19 protein-coding genes and 3 pseudogenes are annotated in these 17,912 nt (G+C 71.3%); 16 read left to right on the top strand and 6 right to left on the bottom strand.

The features are described from left to right. Positions 1–134 precede the first annotated feature (134 nt). From AQJ91_RS36260 to AQJ91_RS56475, 11 genes and pseudogenes are all read left to right on the top strand, one after another. On the top strand, positions 135–1,271 hold the full coding sequence (locus AQJ91_RS36260; protein ID WP_079085488.1) for a ParA family protein: 1,137 nt from the start codon (positions 135–137) through the stop codon (positions 1,269–1,271). Next, positions 1,256–1,834, top strand: a complete 579-nt coding sequence (locus AQJ91_RS36265) for a hypothetical protein (RefSeq protein ID WP_079085489.1) — start codon at positions 1,256–1,258, stop codon at positions 1,832–1,834. Before AQJ91_RS36260 ends, AQJ91_RS36265 begins: the two co-directional genes overlap by 16 nt. An 18-nt stretch (positions 1,835–1,852) precedes the next feature. Next, positions 1,853–2,860 carry a segregation and condensation protein A gene (locus tag AQJ91_RS36270; protein ID WP_067030272.1) on the top strand — a complete coding sequence of 336 codons (1,008 nt, stop codon included), beginning with the start codon at positions 1,853–1,855 and terminating at the stop codon, positions 2,858–2,860. Then, positions 2,857–3,540, top strand: a complete 684-nt coding sequence (gene scpB, locus AQJ91_RS36275; RefSeq protein WP_067030275.1) for an SMC-Scp complex subunit ScpB — start codon at positions 2,857–2,859, stop codon at positions 3,538–3,540. The genes AQJ91_RS36270 and scpB overlap by 4 nt, the downstream gene beginning before the upstream one ends. Beyond that, positions 3,540–4,610: a pseudouridine synthase gene (locus AQJ91_RS36280; protein WP_067030278.1), complete on the top strand. Its 1,071-nt coding sequence runs from the start codon at positions 3,540–3,542 to the stop codon at positions 4,608–4,610. Before scpB ends, AQJ91_RS36280 begins: the two co-directional genes overlap by 1 nt. Positions 4,611–4,825: 215 nt before the next feature. After that, positions 4,826–4,927 (top strand): annotated as a pseudogene (locus AQJ91_RS57910) (sigma factor); the annotation flags it as partial. A gap of 181 nt (positions 4,928–5,108) precedes the next feature. Continuing rightward, entirely contained in the window at positions 5,109–5,483 is a 375-nt protein-coding gene (locus AQJ91_RS57915) for a sigma factor-like helix-turn-helix DNA-binding protein (RefSeq protein WP_067030281.1), read from the top strand. Beyond that, positions 5,480–6,034: a TIGR03086 family metal-binding protein gene (locus tag AQJ91_RS36290; protein ID WP_079085490.1), complete on the top strand. Its 555-nt coding sequence runs from the start codon at positions 5,480–5,482 to the stop codon at positions 6,032–6,034. The genes AQJ91_RS57915 and AQJ91_RS36290 overlap by 4 nt, the downstream gene beginning before the upstream one ends. Positions 6,035–6,151: 117 nt before the next feature. Further along, entirely contained in the window at positions 6,152–6,880 is a 729-nt protein-coding gene (locus tag AQJ91_RS36295; protein ID WP_067030287.1) for an NUDIX hydrolase, read from the top strand. Then, entirely contained in the window at positions 6,877–7,893 is a 1,017-nt protein-coding gene (locus tag AQJ91_RS36300) for an ADP-ribosylglycohydrolase family protein (RefSeq protein WP_067030290.1), read from the top strand. Before AQJ91_RS36295 ends, AQJ91_RS36300 begins: the two co-directional genes overlap by 4 nt. A 3-nt stretch (positions 7,894–7,896) precedes the next feature. Then, positions 7,897–8,642, top strand: a pseudogene (locus tag AQJ91_RS56475) (nucleotidyltransferase domain-containing protein). Positions 8,643–8,717: 75 nt separating this feature from the next. On the opposite strand, the pseudogene AQJ91_RS50770 reads toward AQJ91_RS56475, so the two are convergent. The 4 genes and pseudogenes from AQJ91_RS50770 to AQJ91_RS36320 all read right to left on the bottom strand — a co-directional run. Next, positions 8,718–9,311: pseudogene (locus tag AQJ91_RS50770) on the bottom strand (nucleotidyltransferase domain-containing protein); the annotation flags it as partial. A gap of 22 nt (positions 9,312–9,333) precedes the next feature. Beyond that, positions 9,334–9,738, bottom strand: coding sequence for a Rieske (2Fe-2S) protein (locus AQJ91_RS36310; protein ID WP_067030293.1), 405 nt, complete (start codon positions 9,736–9,738; stop codon positions 9,334–9,336). Next, positions 9,735–10,319, bottom strand: a complete 585-nt coding sequence (locus AQJ91_RS36315; RefSeq protein WP_067030296.1) for a DUF6529 family protein — start codon at positions 10,317–10,319, stop codon at positions 9,735–9,737. The genes AQJ91_RS36310 and AQJ91_RS36315 overlap by 4 nt, the downstream gene beginning before the upstream one ends. Before the next feature lie 23 nt (positions 10,320–10,342). After that, a complete protein-coding gene (locus tag AQJ91_RS36320; protein WP_067030299.1) occupies positions 10,343–11,002 on the bottom strand; it encodes a hypothetical protein in 660 nt (219 codons plus the stop codon). A 483-nt stretch (positions 11,003–11,485) separates the two neighbouring features. On the opposite strand from AQJ91_RS36320, the gene aroH reads away from it, so the two are divergent. The 5 genes from aroH to der all read left to right on the top strand — a co-directional run bounded on the left by aroH (position 11,486) and on the right by der (position 15,927). After that, positions 11,486–11,848: a chorismate mutase gene (aroH, locus tag AQJ91_RS36325; RefSeq protein ID WP_067030302.1), complete on the top strand. Its 363-nt coding sequence runs from the start codon at positions 11,486–11,488 to the stop codon at positions 11,846–11,848. Then, complete coding sequence (locus AQJ91_RS36330; RefSeq protein WP_067030305.1) at positions 11,845–12,930, top strand: prephenate dehydrogenase; 1,086 nt, start codon at positions 11,845–11,847, stop codon at positions 12,928–12,930. The genes aroH and AQJ91_RS36330 overlap by 4 nt, the downstream gene beginning before the upstream one ends. 109 nt (positions 12,931–13,039) lie before the next feature. Then, positions 13,040–13,726, top strand: coding sequence for a (d)CMP kinase (cmk, locus tag AQJ91_RS36335; protein ID WP_067030308.1), 687 nt, complete (start codon positions 13,040–13,042; stop codon positions 13,724–13,726). 59 nt (positions 13,727–13,785) lie between these two features. Beyond that, positions 13,786–14,373: a lysophospholipid acyltransferase family protein gene (locus AQJ91_RS36340; RefSeq protein WP_407696980.1), complete on the top strand. Its 588-nt coding sequence runs from the start codon at positions 13,786–13,788 to the stop codon at positions 14,371–14,373. 75 nt (positions 14,374–14,448) lie between these two features. After that, positions 14,449–15,927: a ribosome biogenesis GTPase Der gene (der, locus tag AQJ91_RS36345; RefSeq protein WP_067030314.1), complete on the top strand. Its 1,479-nt coding sequence runs from the start codon at positions 14,449–14,451 to the stop codon at positions 15,925–15,927. 52 nt (positions 15,928–15,979) lie between these two features. On the opposite strand, the gene AQJ91_RS36350 is transcribed toward der, so the two are convergent. Together AQJ91_RS36350 and AQJ91_RS36355 are read right to left on the bottom strand one after the other, a co-directional pair. Next, positions 15,980–16,345 (bottom strand): hypothetical protein, encoded by a 366-nt coding sequence (locus tag AQJ91_RS36350; RefSeq protein WP_067030317.1) that lies wholly within the window; start codon positions 16,343–16,345, stop codon positions 15,980–15,982. Positions 16,346–16,594: 249 nt separating this feature from the next. Further along, entirely contained in the window at positions 16,595–17,377 is a 783-nt protein-coding gene (locus AQJ91_RS36355) for a hypothetical protein (RefSeq protein WP_067030321.1), read from the bottom strand. Positions 17,378–17,912 lie beyond the last annotated feature (535 nt).

A 17,912-nucleotide genomic window follows, 5' to 3' on the forward strand; every position in this document is an offset into this window, starting at 1 on the left:
CCGCCGACACGCCATAGAGTCGCCAACCGTCGGCATGGTGCCACGCTGACCTGTCTAGAAGTTTCCTGGTCACCAAGGAGGTAAGACGACTTGTGAATGAGTCGACATTTTCTCCCGGGGGTGGTCAACCAGGAATGCCTGCACGGGCCGAGGGCCCCGCGGGGTTCGAGGCTGTCGGCTCCGTCGCGGTGCGCACCTTCGCAGCCCACCAGAGTCACCACAAAGCAGGGGTGACTCAGCCAGCACACCAGAGCATGGATGGCCATCACGTGAACGCCATGGCCGGCGACGGAAGTGGCGCGCCCCACAACCACTTCGCCGACTACGACGAACTGCCCGAAGGGCACTTCTACGACCCCGACGCGGAGTACGAGCCCGACCCCGAGTACGCGGCCACTCTCGCGCCCGACGCTGCCCGCCAGCGCCGCGAGCGCATCGGCCCGACCGGGCGTCCGCTGCCGTACTTCCCGATCCCGGGCCCGCTCACCAGTCACGGCCCCGCGACGATCATCGCGATGTGCAACCAGAAGGGCGGCGTCGGCAAGACCACGTCGACCATCAACCTGGGTGCCGCGCTCGCGGAGTACGGACGCCGGGTCCTCCTCGTCGACTTCGACCCGCAGGGCGCGCTGTCGGTCGGTCTCGGCGTCAACCCGATGGAGCTCGACCTCACGGTCTACAACCTGCTCATGGAGCGGGGCATGGCGGCCGACGAGGTGCTCCTGAAGACGGCGGTCCCGAACATGGACCTGCTGCCGAGCAATATCGACTTGTCGGCGGCCGAGGTCCAGCTGGTCTCCGAGGTCGCGCGCGAGTCGACACTGCAGCGGGCCCTGAAGCCGCTGATGGCCGACTACGACTACATCGTGATCGACTGCCAGCCCTCGCTCGGTCTGCTCACCGTGAACGCCCTCACGGCGGCTCACAAGGTGATCGTGCCGCTCGAGTGCGAGTTCTTCGCCCTGCGTGGTGTGGCACTGCTGACGGAGACCATCGAGAAGGTCCAGGAGCGGCTCAACCCGGAGCTGGAGCTCGACGGGATCCTCGCCACGATGTACGACTCGCGCACGGTGCACAGCCGTGAGGTGCTCGCGCGTGTCGTCGAGGCCTTCGACGACCACGTCTACCACACGGTCATCGGGCGCACGGTCCGCTTCCCGGAGACCACGGTCGCCGGTGAGCCGATCACCACGTACGCCTCCAACTCCGTCGGCGCCGCCGCCTATCGCCAGCTCGCCAGGGAGGTGCTCGCCCGGTGTCACGCCGAGTGAGTCTGCCGGGGGCCGACGAACTGTTCCGTACGACAGGGGGAATGGCGCTCCAGCCGTCCACTCCCCGGCGCCCGGCCAACGGCGAGGCCCGGGTGCCGGCTCCCGCAGGGGAGAGCGACAACGCCGCCGCGGAGGACGCGCCGCAGTCGGTGCCCGCGCGGGGCGGCGACGGCGACGGGGCCGAGCACGTGGCCACGGAGCCGGGGTCGGCCGACGCGGGGGAGTCCCGTAGCCGGGCCGCTGCCGCCGAGGGCTCCGGGCGGCGTCAGGGGGCGCAGGAAGGTTCTGCCGGGGCGGCGACCGCCGGGTCCGCGTCGCGCAAGCGGGGGCGGGCCGCGGCCCGCCGGCCGAGCGGGCGGGAACGGCACGACGAGAAGATCACGGTGTACGTGTCCGCCGAGGAGCTCATGGATCTGGAGCACGCGCGACTGGTGCTCCGCGGTGAGCACGGTCTGGCCGTGGACCGCGGGCGGATCGTCCGTGAGGCGGTGGCCGTGGTGCTCGCGGATCTGGAGAGCCGCGGAGACGCCAGCATCCTCGTACGACGGCTTCGCGGGCGGTAGCGGTAGCCTGCGGGGGCTATGACCTCGAACGGCTTTCCCCCGGTCGCCGGCGCATCTGCCGGTCGTCGGCGTGCGCTGGGGCGGGGCGCGCTGGGGGCTGAGCCGGAGAGCGGGGCGCTGGCTGAGGTCGAGGCTCCGGCTGAGGCCGGTGGGCCGTCGGCCGAGCCCTCGGCTGTCGAGTCGCAGGAGATCGCCGAGGCGCCCCAAGAGCCCGCCGACGGCGTCTTCAAGGTTCGGCTTGCGAACTTCGAGGGGCCCTTTGATCTCCTTCTCCAGCTGATCTCCAAGCACAAGCTCGACGTCACCGAAGTCGCCCTGTCCAGGGTCACCGACGAGTTCATGGCGCACATCAGGGCGATGGGGCCGGACTGGGATCTGGATCAGACGACCGAGTTCCTGGTCGTCGCCGCCACCCTGCTGGACCTCAAGGCGGCCAGGTTGCTGCCCGCCGCCGAGGTCGAGGACGAGGCCGATCTCGCGCTGCTGGAGGCACGGGACCTGCTGTTCGCGCGGCTGCTGCAGTACAGGGCCTACAAGCAGATCGCCGACATCTTCAGCCGGCGGCTCGACGAGGAGGCCCGGCGCTATCCCCGTACCGTCGGGCTCGAACCGCACCACGCCGAGCTGCTGCCCGAGGTCGTCATCAGCATCGGCGCGGAGGGGTTCGCGAAGCTCGCCGTGAAGGCGATGCAGCCCAAGCCCAAGCCGCAGGTGTACGTCGACCACATCCACGCGCCGCTGGTGAGCGTGCAGGAGCAGGCCGGGATCGTCGTCGCGCGGCTCAAGGAGCTCGGCGAGGCCAGCTTCCGGGCGCTGGTCGAGGACACCGACGACACCCTCACCGTCGTAGCGCGCTTCCTGGCCCTCCTGGAGCTGTACCGCGAGAAGGCCGTCGCCCTCGACCAGGAGACCGCCCTCGGGGAGCTCATCGTGCGGTGGACCGGCGGGGACGGGGGCGAGACGCCGATGGTGACCGACGAGTTCGACCGGCCGCCCGAGCCGCCCAAGGAGGAGAAGAAGGCGTGAGTGAGGAGACCACGGAGGTTCCGGCCGGGCTGCGCACCGTCGCCGATCTCGAGCTCAAACCCGCCCTGGAAGCCGTCCTCATGGTCGTGGACGAGCCCGTGACCGAGGAGAACCTCGCGAAGATCCTGGAGCGGCCTCGGCGCCAGGTCGCGGATGCCCTGCGGGAGCTGGCCGACGAGTACACGGTTCAGGGGCGTGGCTTCGAACTGCGGCTCATCGCCGGCGGCTGGCGCTTCTACAGCCGGCCCGAGTACGCCGCCGCCGTCGAGCGGTTCGTCCTCGACGGGCAGCAGGCCCGGCTCACCCAGGCCGCACTGGAGACGCTCGCCGTGGTCGCGTACCGGCAGCCGGTCAGCCGCAGCCGCGTCTCGGCCGTGCGCGGAGTGAACTGCGACGGCGTGATGCGGACCCTCCTCCAGCGCGGTCTGGTCGAGGAGGCGGGCACGGAACCCGAAACAGGTGCGATCCTGTACAGGACGACGAACTACTTTCTGGAGCGGATGGGCCTGCGAGGTCTGGACGAGCTCCCGGAGCTCGCGCCCTTCCTCCCGGAGGCGGAGGCGATCGAGGCCGAGACCCAGGAAGGGGTGCCGTCGTTCGACCCGGACGCTCCCGATGACGGTCCGGGCACCCCGGTCAGCCGGGGTACCGACGACGTAGACGACCAGACGGAACTTTGATGCGAAGCAGCGGCAGCGGCAAGAGCGGTGGCGGGCGCGGTAACTACCGCGGTGCCGGCAACAACAGGGACCAGAAGCAGGGGCAGGGCCGCCCCAGCAAGCCCCGCCCCGAGGAGCGCCGCTACGACGTGGGCCCCGGGGCGACGAAGGACGGACCGAAGTCCGGGCGCGGCGCCTCCGCGCGCGGCGGCGCCAAGGGCGGGCCCAAGCAGGGCCAGGGCACCGGTCGCGGCCGTTCGGCCCCGGCGAGCTCCCGGGAGTACGACGCCCGGGCCGAGGAGCGCAACCGCGAGCGGTACGCGGGCAAGAAGGACGTCAAGCTGCCCAAGACCTTCCCGGGCGCCGAGCAGGAGGGCGAGCGACTGCAGAAGGTCCTCGCGCGCGCGGGCTACGGCTCCAGGCGTGCCTGCGAGGAGCTCATCGAGCAGGCCCGGGTCGAGGTCAACGGCGAGATCGTCCTGGAGCAGGGCAAGCGGGTCGACCCGGAGAAGGACGAGGTCAAGGTCGACGGCCTGACGGTCGCCACGCAGTCGTACCAGTTCTTCTCGCTGAACAAGCCCGCCGGTGTCGTCTCGACGATGGAGGACAACGAGGGCCGGCAGTGCCTCGGTGACTACGTCACCAACCGCGAGACGCGGCTCTTCCACGTCGGCCGGCTCGACACCGAGACCGAGGGCGTCATCCTGCTCACCAACCACGGCGAGCTGGCGCACCGGCTGACCCACCCCAGGTACGGCGTGAAGAAGGTCTACCTCGCGCACATCGTGGGCCCGATCCCGCGCGACCTGGGCAAGCGGCTCAAGGACGGCATCCAGCTGGAGGACGGGTACGCGCGCGCGGACCACTTCCGGGTCGTCGAGCAGACCGGCAAGAACTACCTGGTCGAGGTCACGCTGCACGAGGGCCGCAAGCACATCGTGCGCCGCATGCTCGCCGAGGCCGGCTTCCCGGTCGACAAGCTGGTCCGGGTCGCCTTCGGGCCGATCACCCTGGGCGACCAGAAGTCGGGCTGGCTGCGGCGGCTGTCGAACACCGAGGTCGGGATGCTGATGAAGGAAGTCGACCTGTAGGTCGTTTCTGGTGAAGGAGGCCGGTTCCGGGCCGGGGGCCTGGGGGTGTCCCCCAGAAGACACAGCGTCCGGGGCCGGCCGATTGGTTTTCGCGCTCCCGCCGGTCTGTATCGGTGACGGAGGGAGCGGTGATGGCTGCGACGACGACGGACCGCGAGGAGTTCGAACGGCTGACGGATCCGTACCGGTGGGAGCTGCTCGCGCACTGCTACCGGATGCTGGGCTCGGCCGACGACGCCGAGGACCTGGTGCAGGAGACGTATCTGCGGGCCTGGCGGTCCTACGACGGCTATGCGGGCCGGGCCTCCCTGCGGACCTGGCTGAACCGGATCGCCACCAACACGTGTCTGACGGCGCTGGAGAGCCGCGCGCGACGTCCGCTGCCCTCGGGGCTCGGCGGGCCGTCAGAGGCGCCTGAGGAGCCGCTGAGGGCCCCTGTGGCGGACGTTCCGTGGCTCCAGCCGCTGCCTGGACGCGCTCGTCGGCCCGGCGACCGTCGTGGCCGCGCGGGGGAGTCTGCGGCTCGCGTTCGTCGCCGCGCTCCAGCATCTGCCGGCGCGGCGGCGGGCCGTGCTCATCCTGTGGGACGTGTCGGCCTCGCGGGCGCCCGAGGTCGCCTCGCTGCTCGGCACCTCCACGGTGCCCGTGAAGAGCAGCCTGCAACGCGCGCGTGCCCGGCTCGACGAGGTTGCGCCGGACGAGGACCTCGTCGTCGAGCTGGAGATGCCGCCGCACCTGGAATGGTTCAGCGGCAAGAAGGACGTGCTGCGGTTCCTGGGCGCCCGGGTGCACGAGAAGGGCACGCTCCGGATGCCGCCCACGCGCGCGAACGGACAGCCGGCCGACGCGTGGATGCGCGAGGTGCTGTCGTGAACTCCGGGGAGCTGCTGGAGCGTTCGCTCGCCTACGCGCTGGGGAGCGTGACCGGGGTGGAGGCCGGGAGTCTGGGGCGGGGGACGCCGTGCGCCGAGTGGGATCTGGGGGAGCTGCTCGGGCATCTCGACGACTCGCTGGACGCCCTGCACGAGGGGCTGACCGGCGGGCGGATCGGGCTGTTCCCCGGGGAGCCCGCGGCGGATCCGGCATGCGGGTTCCGGCGGCGGGCGTGTGCCGTGCTGGGGGCGTGGGCGGCGGGACCCGGCGAGCGCGTCCTGGTCGGTGAACGGCCGCTGGACGTGCGGGTGATGGCCGCCGCGGGGGCCGTCGAGATCGCCGTGCACGGCTGGGACGTCGCCCAGGCCTGCGGGCGGCCACGGCCCATCCCGGGGCCCCTCGCGGCCGAGCTGCTGAGCATCGCCCGGTGCGTGGTCGGGGACGAGGACCGGGGGGCGCGGTTCGGGGCGCCGGTCCAGGTGCCGCCACGCGCGCGTATCGAGGTACGGCTGCTGGGCTTCCTGGGGCGGCGCGATTCCTTTCCGGGCTGAGGTTGGTCTGCTTTCCGTGAGTGACCTCGGAGGTTTGAGGGGTTGTGCGAGCCCGTCCACCCTCTTTATAGTCGGAGCGACTATTAGTCGTACTGACCATAAAGGGAGTGAGCGGCCGTGTCCGCACCACCGGGCTACGACAAGTACGCCCACGAACCCTTCGCTGTCACCGCCGACCTGGCCGTCCTGACGATCCGAGCCGGCGCCCTGCACGTCCTGCTCGTCGAGCGCGGACAGGAGCCGTACAAGGGCCACTGGGCGCTGCCCGGCGGCTTCGTGCAGCCGGACGAGTCCGCGGAGACGGCGGCCCGGCGTGAACTCGCCGAGGAGACCGGCCTGTCGGACGTCTCCGGACTGCACCTGGAGCAGCTGCGCACCTACAGCGAACCCGACCGCGATCCTCGTATGCGGGTCGTGACGGTCGCCTTCGCCGCGCTGCTGCCGCACCCGCCCGAACCGCACGGCGGCAGCGACGCGGCGCAGGCCCGCTGGATGCCGTACGACACGGCCGGGCCGCTCGCCTTCGACCACGACCGGATCCTGGCCGACGCCCACGAACGCGTCGGCGCCAAGCTCGAGTACACCTGCCTCGCCACCGCCTTCTGCCCGCCCGAGTTCACGCTCGGCGAGCTCCGGCACGTCTACGAGGCGGTGTGGGGCACGCCCCTGGACCGGCCCAACTTCCGGCGCAAGGTGCTCGCCACGCCGGGCTTCGTCGAACCGGTCCCGGGCGCCGCGCGCCTGACCGGCGGCCGCGGCAAACCGGCCGCGCTGTACCGCGCGGGCGCCGCCACGGCCCTCCACCCGCCCCTGCTCCGACCGTCCCGGGAAGGACGCCCCGCATGACCACCACCGTCCGCAAGCGCGCCGCCACCGGGTCCCTGCTGGGCCTCGCACTCGGGGACGCGCTCGGCTTCCCGACCGAGTTCAACGACGTGCCGTCGATCCTCGCCAAGTGCGGGCCCTGGAGGGAGATGGACCTGCCGAGGCCGGCGATCGTCACCGACGACACGCAGATGACGCTCGCGTTGGGGAAGGGGCTGCGGACGGCCACGGACCGGGGCGTGCTGGCACCCGAGAACATGGCCGAGGCCGTACGGCGGGAGTTCACCGCGTGGAATCGCTCCCCGGAGAACAACCGCGCGCCGGGCAACACCTGCCTCCGGGCCTGCGAGCTGCTTGAGCGCCCGGGTCCCTGGCAGGACGCCAGCCAGATCAACTCCAAGGGCTGCGGCGCCAACATGCGCGTCGCGCCCATCGGTCTGATCCCCGGCCTGAGCGACGAACAGCGTGCGGGCGCCGCCCAGTTGCAGTCCGCCCTCACCCACGGCCACCCGACGGCACTCGCCGCCTCCGACCTCACCGCGCACGCCGTACGGCTGCTCGCGCAGGGAGCCGAACCGACCGGACTGGTCGGCCTGCTGCGGTCGTACGCCCACGAGAACCGCAGCCACTACCACCACGCCTGGCTCGGCGACCTGTGGACCCGCAGCCAGGACCCGACCCCCGAGCACTTCATGGCGCGCGGCTGGGGCGAGTGCGCGGAGATCCTGGACCGCCTCCAGGGCGCCGTGCGCACGACGTCCCCCGAGACCGACCCGTGCCTGGCCACCGGCGCGGGCTGGATCGCCGAAGAGGCCCTGGCGACCGGGCTGTTGTGCTTCCTGTGGTTCATCGACGACCCACTGACGGCCCTGCGCCGGGCGGCCTGCACGTCCGGCGACTCGGACTCGATCGCCTGTCTGACGGGGGCGTTCGCGGGGGCGTACCTGGGCGCGGACGCGTGGCCGACGGAGTGGGCGGACCGGATCGAGTACCGGGGTGACCTGCTGACCCTTGGGGCGCTCTGGGACGCTTGACGGGTGATCGACGCCCTGGACATCGACCTCGTTCCCGTCGTCGCCGAGCAGCCCGACCCGGTGCTGTTCGCGACGGTCTCCGGCGCGCATCTGTACGGCTTCCCGTCGCGCGACTCCGACGTGGACCTGCGGGGCGTGCACCTGCTGCCGGCCGCCGACCTCGTCGGGCTGCGGGAGCCGGCGGGGACGCGGTCGCGGATGTGGGTGCGGGACGGCGTCGAGATGGACCTGGTGACGCACGACCTGCGCAAGTTCGCACGCCTGATGCTGCGCCGCAACGGCTATGTGCTGGAGCAGCTGCTCTCGCCGCTCGTCGTGCACACCACCGACGCGCATCGTGAGCTGGCCGCGCTCGCGCCGGGTGTCCTCACCAGCCACCACGCCCATCACTACCGGGGGTTCGCGACGACGCAGTGGCGGCTGTTCGAGAAGACCGGCGAGCTCAAGCCACTGCTCTACACCTTCCGCGTGCTGCTCACCGGCATCCACCTGATGCGCGGTGGCGAGGTGCAGGCACATCTGCCCACGCTGCTGGGGGAAGTCGACGCACCCGCGTATCTGCCGGAGCTGATCGCGGCGAAGGCCGAGCAGGAGCACGGGGGCGCAGATGTCGACCACGCGCGCGTGGAGGCCGACATCGAGCGGCTGCACGGTGTGCTGGACGAGGCGCAGGCTGCGTCAGCGCTGCCCGATGCCCCGTCTACGACGCCCTGCACGACTTCGTCGTACGGATCCGGCTGGAGGGCTGAGGCGCGGCGGACGCGGATCAGGAAGTCCTCGACGCGGCGGTGGTCGGGCTCCGCGGGGAGAGGGCTGGTGTGCGACGCCTTGTCCGCTTCCTCGGCCAGCCGGGTCATCCAGGACTCGACCTCCGGCCACGGGACCTCGCCGCGCTTGACCGTGAGCAGCGGCTCGCGTTGGTCGCTGACGTCGATCGTCAGGCGGCCCGTGCGGAGCAGGTCGCGGGCGCTCATGAGGAGGCGGAGGAGGTGCGTCGCGTGCTTCCAGCGCGGGGCGCCGTGGTTGCGGACGTCCGCCTCCAGCTTCCTGCGCTGGCCCAGCGCGTAGCCTGCGAACGTCTCGTGGGCCCGGCGGGACAGGAACGCGCCGCGCAGGGCGAGGAGTGCGCGGCCCGTGTCGTCGGCGTACTCCACGAGCGGGGAGTGCAGGCACTCGAGGATGTTCGGGTTGGCGCGCAGGGCCAGCTCGCAGAAGCGCTCCAGCTCCCAGCTGAACTGCTCCTCGGCCGGCCCCTCGACATGCGTGGGCGGCTTCTCGAAACGCCAGAACAGGGGCGTGGGCGCGAGGAACACGCCCCGGCGGTCCGTGTCGCTGCCGTCCGTCGCCAGACCGAAGGCGCGCGAACCCATGACACAGGCGTAGACCGTGTGGTCGCGTACCAGGTTCTCGGGGCGCATGCCCGGGAGCGTACGTGGCGCATCACGCCAGCCGGATCGAATTTCCGTCCACGGTGATCTTCTTCGCGGCCAGTGGCCTCGTCGCCGGCGGGTTGGCCACCGAACCGTCCGCGATGTTGAACTTGCTGCCGTGGCAGTTGCAGTTGATGGTGCCGTCGGAGACGCTCGCCACCGGGCACTGCTGATGCGTGCAGATGCTGGTGAAGGCCTTGAACTCGCCTTCCTCCGGCTGCGTCACGACGACCTTCTCGTCCTTGAAGATCTTGCCGCCGCCGACCGGGATGTCGGCCGTCCTGGCCAGCTCCTGGCCGGGGGAGGTGTTCGCGGACGAGGAGTCCCCGTTGTCGCCGTACTCACCGCAGCCCGCGACAAGCGCCGCGGCCCCCGTGGCGAGAAGGATCGTGCGCCGCGTCGGACGGTCGGTCATGTCGTCACTCCGAAGGTGCGGAAGAACCAGAGGGCGGAGGTCAGCCAGATGATGCTGAGGGCGGTGAAGACCAGCCCGCCGACGATCGGCAGCAGCCAGCCGGGAAGTCGCTCCGAACGGAGCAGCAGCATCTTGGCACTGAAAGCACCGAAGAAGAAGCAACCCAGGAGGGAGTGCCACAAAACGCGCGTTTCGTGTGTCTGATAGCCCAGCGCGTACAGGCAGTGCACCGCCACGGGGACCGAGGCGAGGAACGCCGCCCGGCCCGACCAGCGGTGCAGCGCCGCCGACCAGTCGGGACCCGGCAGCCTGCCGTACACCATCAGCGCCGAGACGACCTGGACGAGCGCGAAGGCGAACGCGACCGTCGCCAGCCACGACTTCACCGCACCCGTGCTGTTGAACCCGGCCAGGTTGAAGGCCGTGCCCGCCGGGTCGTGGACCTTGCCGTACACCCCGAGGGTGACCGCTACCGCGCCGGCGACCAGTGCCGGGACCAGATAGCGGGCCGGACGCGGGCGGGCGTGGGCGGGCGGCGAGGGCGGGAAGCTCTGGGTGGCGGCGTTCGGGTCGACGGTCATGATCGGCTCCCGTGAGCAGGGGATCAGGGCAGGGCCGGGCGGGCCGTGAGCTGCTGTCCGTCGACCGTCACCGCACCGGTCTCCGGGTCGATCATGGGGGCGGGCGAGGGGGTGCCGTCGCGGTTGAGGATGCCGACCTGCCGGCCGCCCGTCAGTACGATCCAGCCGCCGTCGACCTTCGCCCCGCGCACGGTGGCGGTCGCCCGGTACAGCCCCGACGGCTTCTTCGCCCTGTCGGCGGTGAAGGCGTAGTGCCCGCCGTCGATGTCGACCGTGCCGCGGATCCGCTCGCCCTCCCTCAGGGTGCCGTTGAGCACCGAGCCGTCCTTGCCGGTGAGCTTCATGGTGCCGTCGTCCGTGACGTCGCCCTTCAGCCAGGACTCCTTGTTGCGGCCGTCGCAGAAGTACGCGATCGCCTTTCCGTCGCGGAGGGTGAGGGCGACGGCGGAAGAGTCGTCGTCGGTACGGCCGGCGTAACTGGCGTCGGGCACGGGCGTCCGCGACGGGGACGGAGAGGGGGATGCCGATGGTGTGGCGGTGGTCGGGGACACCGTCGGTGTGGGTGACTCCTTGCGGGTCTCCGCGGATGTGCTCTTCGTCCCCTTCGTCGCGTTCAGGGACAGCAGGAACACGCCCAGCAGCAGTCCCGCGAGAAGGGTGAGCAGCGGTCCAGGACGCTTCATGACGGTCTCCCCCGAGGCGGGCTTCCTGCCCCATGAGAGCGGACCCGCGCCCCGGCGTCCAGAGGCGCACGGGCGTATTCTCACCCCAAGTAGCGGAATAGGACTATTCAGGTGAGATTAGCAGGGTCTGAGACCGGGCTCTCCGTGTCCTGCGCCCGGCCGCACAGGTCGGCACCGGCGAGAACCAGTCCGTGACCGGCGCGCAGATCCGGCAGGCGATCCCCGACGAGGCCCACAACCACGTCGCCGAGCAGGCCGGCTCTCCCCGGACGTGGCCGCGACCGAGCTTGCCCAAGTGCTGCCGACGGCCGTCGACAAGCTGACCCCGAACGGCCAGGTGCCCGCCTCGCTGGACGAGATCGTCAAGCAGCAGTCCCAGTAGGCCGGCCGTCTCAGCGGGCGGGCGCCGCGCACCCCGGTGACGCGGGCTGACTAGGCTGGACGGACCAAGAGCCGAGACGTACATCAGCAAGGAGCAGCGCCGTGGCGGTACGAGCGGTCCGGGGGGCCGTCCAACTGGAACGGGACGAGGCCGGCCACATGGACGAGCAGGTCGGGGCCCTGCTCACCGCCATCCTCGAGCGGAACGACCTCACCGCCGACGACCTGATCAGCATCTGGTTCACGGCCACGCCCGACCTGCACAGCGACTTCCCGGCGGCCGCCGCCCGCAAGCTCGGCATCGTCGACGTGCCGCTGATCTGCGCCCAGGAACTGGACATCGAGGGCGCCATGCCGCGCGTCGTGCGAGTCCTCGCGCACATCGAGTCCGACCGGTCCCGCGCCGACATCGCGCACGTCTACCTCGGCACCGCGGCCGCCCTGCGCAAGGACATCGCCCAGTGAGAACGGCACTCGTCATCGGCACCGGCCTCATCGGCACCTCCGCCGCCCTCGCCCTGGCCAAGCGCGGAGTCGTCGTCCACCTCGCCGACCACGACCTCGAGCAGGCCCGTACGGCGGCCGCGCTCGGCGCCGGCACCGACGAGGCGCCCGACGGGCCCGTCGACCTCGCGATCGTCGCCGCCCCGCCCGCCCGTGTCGCCGCCGTGCTCGCCGACGCCATGCGCCGAGGGGTGGCCCGCGGCTACCTCGACGTGGCCAGCGTCAAGGGCGGCCCGCGCCGCGAGCTGGAGGCCCTCGGCCTCGACCTGGCGTCGTACATCGGCTCGCACCCCATGTCCGGCCGGGAGAAGTCCGGCCCGCTGGCCGCGACCGGCGACCTCTTCGAGGGCCGCCCCTGGGTGCTGACGCCGACCCGGGACACCGACACCGAGGTGCTGAACCTCGCCCTGGAACTGGTCTCGCACTGCCGTGCCGTGCCGGTCGTGATGGACGCGGACGCACACGACCGTGCCGTCGCCCTGGTCTCGCACATGCCCCACCTGGTCTCCAGCATGGTCGCCGCCCGCCTGGAGCACGCCGAGGAGGCCGCCGTACGGCTGTGCGGTCAGGGCATCCGCGACGTGACCCGGATCGCCGCCTCCGACCCCGGGATGTGGATCGACATCCTCTCCGCGAACCCGGGGCCGGTCGCCGACCTGCTCACCGACGTCGCTGCCGACCTGGAGGAGACGGTGCAGGCCCTGCGCGCTCTGCAGTCCTCCGACGAGGCCAAGCGCGGCGCGGGCACGTCCGGCATCGAGGACGTCCTGCGGCGCGGCAACGCGGGCCAGGTCCGCGTCCCCGGCAAGCACGGGTCCGCGCCGCGCGCCTACGAGGTGGTCGCCGTGCTGATCGACGACCAGCCCGGCCAGCTGGCCCGCATCTTCGCGGATGCCGGGCGGGCCGGGGTCAACATCGAGGACGTACGGATCGAGCACGCGACCGGGCAACAGGCCGGTCTGGTGCAGCTGATGGTGGAACCGCAGGCGGCGCCGGTCCTGACGGCGGCACTGCGGGAACGGGGCTGGGCGATCCGGCAGTGATCCCCGGATCATCCGCCTGTAAGAGCGGTACCGGGGAGCCAGTAACCTTGTGCGGGGCACGATCGCGCCCCGCACACCCCACCGCACCGCACCAGGAAGGTGTCCCCCCGTGGAAAACGGCGCCGCCCAGCCCGTGATTGTCGCCATTGACGGTCCCTCCGGCACGGGCAAGTCGAGCACGTCGAAGGCCGTGGCCGCGCAGCTCGGCCTGAGCTACCTCGACACCGGTGCCCAGTACCGGGCGATCACCTGGTGGATGGTGACCAACGGGATCGACACCGACGACCCGTCCGCGATCGCCGCCGCGGCCGGCAAGCCCGACATCGTCTCCGGGACCGACCCCGCCAACCCGACGATCAGCGTCGACGGCACCGACGTGGTCGGCCCGATCCGCACCCAGGAGGTCACTTCCAAGGTCAGCGCGGTCAGCGCGGTGCCCGAGGTGCGCACCCGGATCACCGAGCTGCAGCGGTCCATCGCGGCCGGCGCCGAGCAGGGCATCGTCGTCGAGGGCCGTGATATCGGTACGACCGTGCTGCCCGACGCCGACCTGAAGATCTTCCTCACCGCGTCGCCGGAGGCCCGCGCCGCCCGCCGCAGCGGTGAGCTCAAGGGCGCCGACGTGCACACCACCCGCGAGGCCCTGATCAAGCGGGACGCCGCCGACTCCAGCCGGAAGACCTCGCCGCTCGCCAAGGCGGACGACGCGGTCGAGGTGGACACCACCGACCTCACCCTCGCGCAGGTCATCGAGTGCGTCGTCACCCTCGTCGAGGAGAAGCGGGCCGGCAAGTGAGCGCACCGTCCGCCTCCGAGAGGGGCGCCGAAGTCGGCCGGCGGATCGGCGTCGGCCTGATGTACGGGCTGTGGAAGCCGCGCGTGCTGGGCGCCTGGAAGGTGCCCGCCACCGGCCCGGTGATCTTCGCCGTCAACCACTCCCACGCCATCGACGGCCCGATGGTCATGGGCGTGGCGCCCCGGCCGACACACTTCCTGATCAAGAAGGAAGCGTTCATCGGCCCGCTCGACCCCTTCCTGACCGGCATCGGCCAGCTGAAGGTGGACCGCGCCACCACCGACCGTACGGCGATCACCCGGGCACTCGATGTACTGGCGGCCGGCGGCGTTCTCGGGATCTTCCCCGAGGGCACCCGAGGCGAGGGCGACTTCGCCGCCCTGCGGGCCGGGCTCGCGTACTTCGCGGTGCGCGGCGGGGCGCCGATCGTCCCGGTCGCGGTGCTGGGAAGTTCCGACAGGGCGGGACGGTTGATAAAGGGGCTGCCGCCGCTGCGCAGCCGCGTCGACGTCGTCTTCGGCGACCCCTTCGAAGCGGGCGACGGCAGCGGACGGCGTACGCGCAAGGTCCTCGACGAGGCGACCGAACGCATCCAGAAGCAGCTCACCGCGCACCTGGAAAACGCCAGGCGCCTGACCGGGCGCTAGGCGACACTGAGTAGTGGATCAACCGGGGAAAACGGGCGGTCCACCGATCACCACGATGAACGAGGTACGGACTTCATGAACGACCAGATCCACTCCGACGGCTCGGGCGGGGAGCACGAGCACGGAGCGCTTGGCGACGCCGAGTACGCGGAGTTCATGGAGCTCGCCGCGGAAGAGGGCTTCGACATCGAGGACGTCGAGGGCGCGATCGAGGCGGCCGGTCATGGTCCGCTGCCCGTCCTCGCCGTCGTCGGCCGCCCGAACGTCGGCAAGTCGACACTCGTGAACCGCATCATCGGCCGCCGCGAGGCCGTCGTGGAGGACAAGCCGGGCGTCACCCGCGACCGCGTCACCTACGAGGCCGAGTGGGCGGGCCGCCGCTTCAAGGTCGTCGACACCGGCGGCTGGGAGCAGGACGTCCTCGGTATCGACGCCTCCGTGGCCGCGCAGGCCGAGTACGCCATCGAGGCCGCCGACGCCGTGGTGTTCGTGGTCGACGCCAAGGTCGGCGCCACCGACACCGACGAGGCGGTCGTACGCCTGCTGCGCAAGGCCGGCAAGCCCGTCGTGCTGTGCGCCAACAAGGTGGACGGCCCGAGCGGCGAGGCCGACGCGGCGTACCTGTGGTCGCTGGGCCTCGGCGAGCCGCACCCCGTCTCCGCCCTGCACGGCCGGGGCACCGGCGACATGCTGGACCAGGTTCTGGAGGCGCTGCCGGACGCGCCCGAGCAGACCTTCGGGACCGCGGTCGGCGGCCCGCGCCGCATCGCGCTCATCGGCCGCCCCAACGTCGGCAAGTCCTCGCTGCTGAACAAGGTGGCCGGCGAGGAGCGCGTCGTCGTCAACGAGATCGCGGGCACCACCCGTGACCCGGTCGACGAGCTGATCGAACTGGGCGGAGTGACCTGGAAGTTCGTCGACACGGCGGGCATCCGCAAGCGCGTCCACCTCCAGCAGGGCGCCGACTACTACGCCTCCCTGCGCACCGCGGCCGCCGTCGAGAAGGCCGAGGTCGCCGTCGTCCTGATCGACGCCTCCGAGAACATCTCCGTCCAGGACCAGCGCATCATCACCATGGCCGTCGAGGCGGGCCGCGCGATGGTGATCGCGTACAACAAGTGGGACACCCTCGACGAGGAGCGCCGCTACTACCTGGAGCGGGAGATCGAGACCGAGCTCGCCCAGGTGGCCTGGGCGCCGCGCGTCAACGTCTCGGCGCGCACCGGCCGGCACATGGAGAAGCTGGTCCCGGCGATCGAGACGGCCCTGGCCGGCTGGGAGACCCGCGTCCCGACCGGCCGCCTGAACGCCTTCCTCGGCGAGCTGGTCGCCGCCCACCCGCACCCCGTCCGGGGCGGCAAGCAGCCGCGCATCCTGTTCGGCACCCAGGCCGGCACCAAGCCCCCGCGGTTCGTGCTCTTCGCCTCCGGCTTCATCGAGGCGGGCTACCGCCGCTTCATCGAGCGCCGGCTGCGCGAGGAGTTCGGCTTCGACGGGACGCCGATCCACATCTCGGTGCGGGTGCGCGAGAAGCGCGGCGCGAAGAAGAAGTGACGCGGACACAAGGAGAGGGCGGCCCCGACCGGGGCCGCCCTCTCCTTACGCCTCAGATGCCGCGGCGCGGGCCGGGCGGCAGCGAGGCCGGGACGTGGTGCATGCCCGTGCTGTGCTGCTCCCCGATCGATCCGACGCGCTGCCACTGCGACTGCTGACGGGCACTGAAGGCCCCCGCACTGTAGGCGCTGTACGAGTTGCTGAACGAGCCCGTGCTGTACGGGGTGTTCCCGAAGGCGGTGAACCCCAGGTCCTCCTCGCCACTGCGGTCACCTGGCAGCGAGCGGAAGGACTTGACGTACTCGGCGTAGAGCGCGTCGTAGATCGGCGTGGCCGATGGGCCGCCAGGAGGATCCGGAGCCGACCGCGAGAACGCCGGCTGATAGGACAGGCGGAGGGGAACGTCGTAGGTGTGCACGTATGTGCAAACGATCGCGAGCTTGATGAGATGCGGTTGCGCGGCAGGCCTCCAGGGGCACTAGGGGGTGTTTCGAAAGTCCCGCACAGCACCCACGGCGCCCGCGCCGAGAGCACGCACCGGACACCGCGGGCACCGCACAGGACTTTCGAAACACCCCCTAGATGTGCGGCTCCGCCGCGTGGGCGCGACCAGCCACAACCGACCCGCAGCCGCCCGACAACGCGCAGTGCCCTTTTCCCTGGGCGCTCACGTCCCCGCAAGCGGCAGCGCGGCCGCGACCAACTTCCCGTTGGCCGCCGCCTTGTCCAGCGCGTCCCGCAGCAGATCCTCCCGGGGCTGGCGCCCGATGGACCCGACCGGCGCCGCGAACATGAGTACCTGCTGGTGCTTGTTGGCGGCGGCCCGCCACCCCTCGGTCACCTGCAGCGGATGGTGCGCCTGCCACCAGGCAACCGGCTGCCCCCCGTTGGCCCCGGGCTGCAGCACCGCATGCAGCTGCCCCACGGCCAGCAGCACCGACCACCCGTGCAGCACCGGCGGCACCGAGTCGATCGCCGTCGCCGGCATGAACCCCTGCTCGATGAGCAGCGGCAGGAAGTCGTCGCCCGCGCTGGTCGCGCCGGGCCGCACGATGGGCCCGGTCGGCTCGACGACCAGCGCCGGATGCAACTCCCCGGCGATCAGGATCAGTCCGCTGGTCACGCCGAGCACGGCCTGCTCGGGCACGATCTTCTCGGGCTCCAGGTCGACGGTGTCGCCGGTGATGGACTTCACGGCCCCCTGGAGCTGCTCCTCGGTGACCTGGACGACTTGCGAGGGCAGGCAGGTGGCGTGGGCGAAGGCGAGGACGGCGGTCTCGTCGCCGATGAACAGGACGGTGCTGGTGCGCTCCTGTTCGGAGTCGCCCGGGGTGCGGCAGGACGTGCAGTCGTAACTGCCGGGGGCGTTCTCTCCGGCGAGCAGCCGGTCGGCTTCTTCGTCGCCGATCTCGGCGCGTACCTCGTTGCTGACGTCGAGCATGCGCGGCACGGTGGCTCCCTCGGGAAGTGGTGCGTGGCGGGACCGGGTGGCTCCCGGCCCCGTGAACCGGGCGGTCCCGGGCTCATGAAGGAGACAACGGGTGATCTGTGGCGGGAGTCACGCTCCAGGGCGAACGGAATCGAACCATCCACCGCACAGCGTCACGTGCGGTGCGGAATTGGACACTCAGGGTCAAGTCCTTGGAAATCCAAGGAAGTTGATGCGGTGAGGTGAGTCACAGATCGCCGGACCGGCGGGTCGACAAATCCTGAAATCAGCGAATGAAGTGGGTGGCTGAAAATCGCCGATACCCGAGGTAACGGCGAACTGGCCTGGAATGACAAGGAGTCGGTTGATACCGGTCGCCCCGCTCCCTAGATTCCTCGGCCGTGTGCAACGAGCACCGCTCGGGTACGTCCGCCGGCCGCACCAAAAGCCAGCTCGCAGCACCAGCCTCCGGCGGACGGGGCGGAGCGCGACGACCGCGTGCGACACGCGGGCCGTGGCGTCCCGCCTTGGGGGATCCCGGGTCCTTCGAGAGGGA

This window comes from Streptomyces dysideae (assembly GCF_001514305.1).
In the GTDB taxonomy this organism is placed as follows: Bacteria; Actinomycetota; Actinomycetes; order Streptomycetales; family Streptomycetaceae; genus Streptomyces; species Streptomyces dysideae.

What these genes read in the sequence shown, in the direction of transcription:
- AQJ91_RS36260 (WP_079085488.1), top strand. Translation starts at nt 135, where the DNA reads ATGCCTGCACGGGCCGAGGGCCCCGCGGGGTTCGAGGCTGTCGGCTCC.
- AQJ91_RS36270 (WP_067030272.1), top strand. Translation starts at nt 1,853, where the DNA reads ATGACCTCGAACGGCTTTCCCCCGGTCGCCGGCGCATCTGCCGGTCGT.
- AQJ91_RS36280 (WP_067030278.1), top strand. Translation starts at nt 3,540, where the DNA reads ATGCGAAGCAGCGGCAGCGGCAAGAGCGGTGGCGGGCGCGGTAACTAC.
- AQJ91_RS36300 (WP_067030290.1), top strand. Translation starts at nt 6,877, where the DNA reads ATGACCACCACCGTCCGCAAGCGCGCCGCCACCGGGTCCCTGCTGGGC.
- AQJ91_RS36310 (WP_067030293.1), bottom strand. Translation starts at nt 9,738, where the DNA reads ATGACCGACCGTCCGACGCGGCGCACGATCCTTCTCGCCACGGGGGCC.
- AQJ91_RS36315 (WP_067030296.1), bottom strand. Translation starts at nt 10,319, where the DNA reads ATGACCGTCGACCCGAACGCCGCCACCCAGAGCTTCCCGCCCTCGCCG.
- AQJ91_RS36320 (WP_067030299.1), bottom strand. Translation starts at nt 11,002, where the DNA reads ATGAAGCGTCCTGGACCGCTGCTCACCCTTCTCGCGGGACTGCTGCTG.
- AQJ91_RS36340 (WP_407696980.1), top strand. Translation starts at nt 13,786, where the DNA reads ATGTACGGGCTGTGGAAGCCGCGCGTGCTGGGCGCCTGGAAGGTGCCC.
- der (WP_067030314.1), top strand. Translation starts at nt 14,449, where the DNA reads ATGAACGACCAGATCCACTCCGACGGCTCGGGCGGGGAGCACGAGCAC.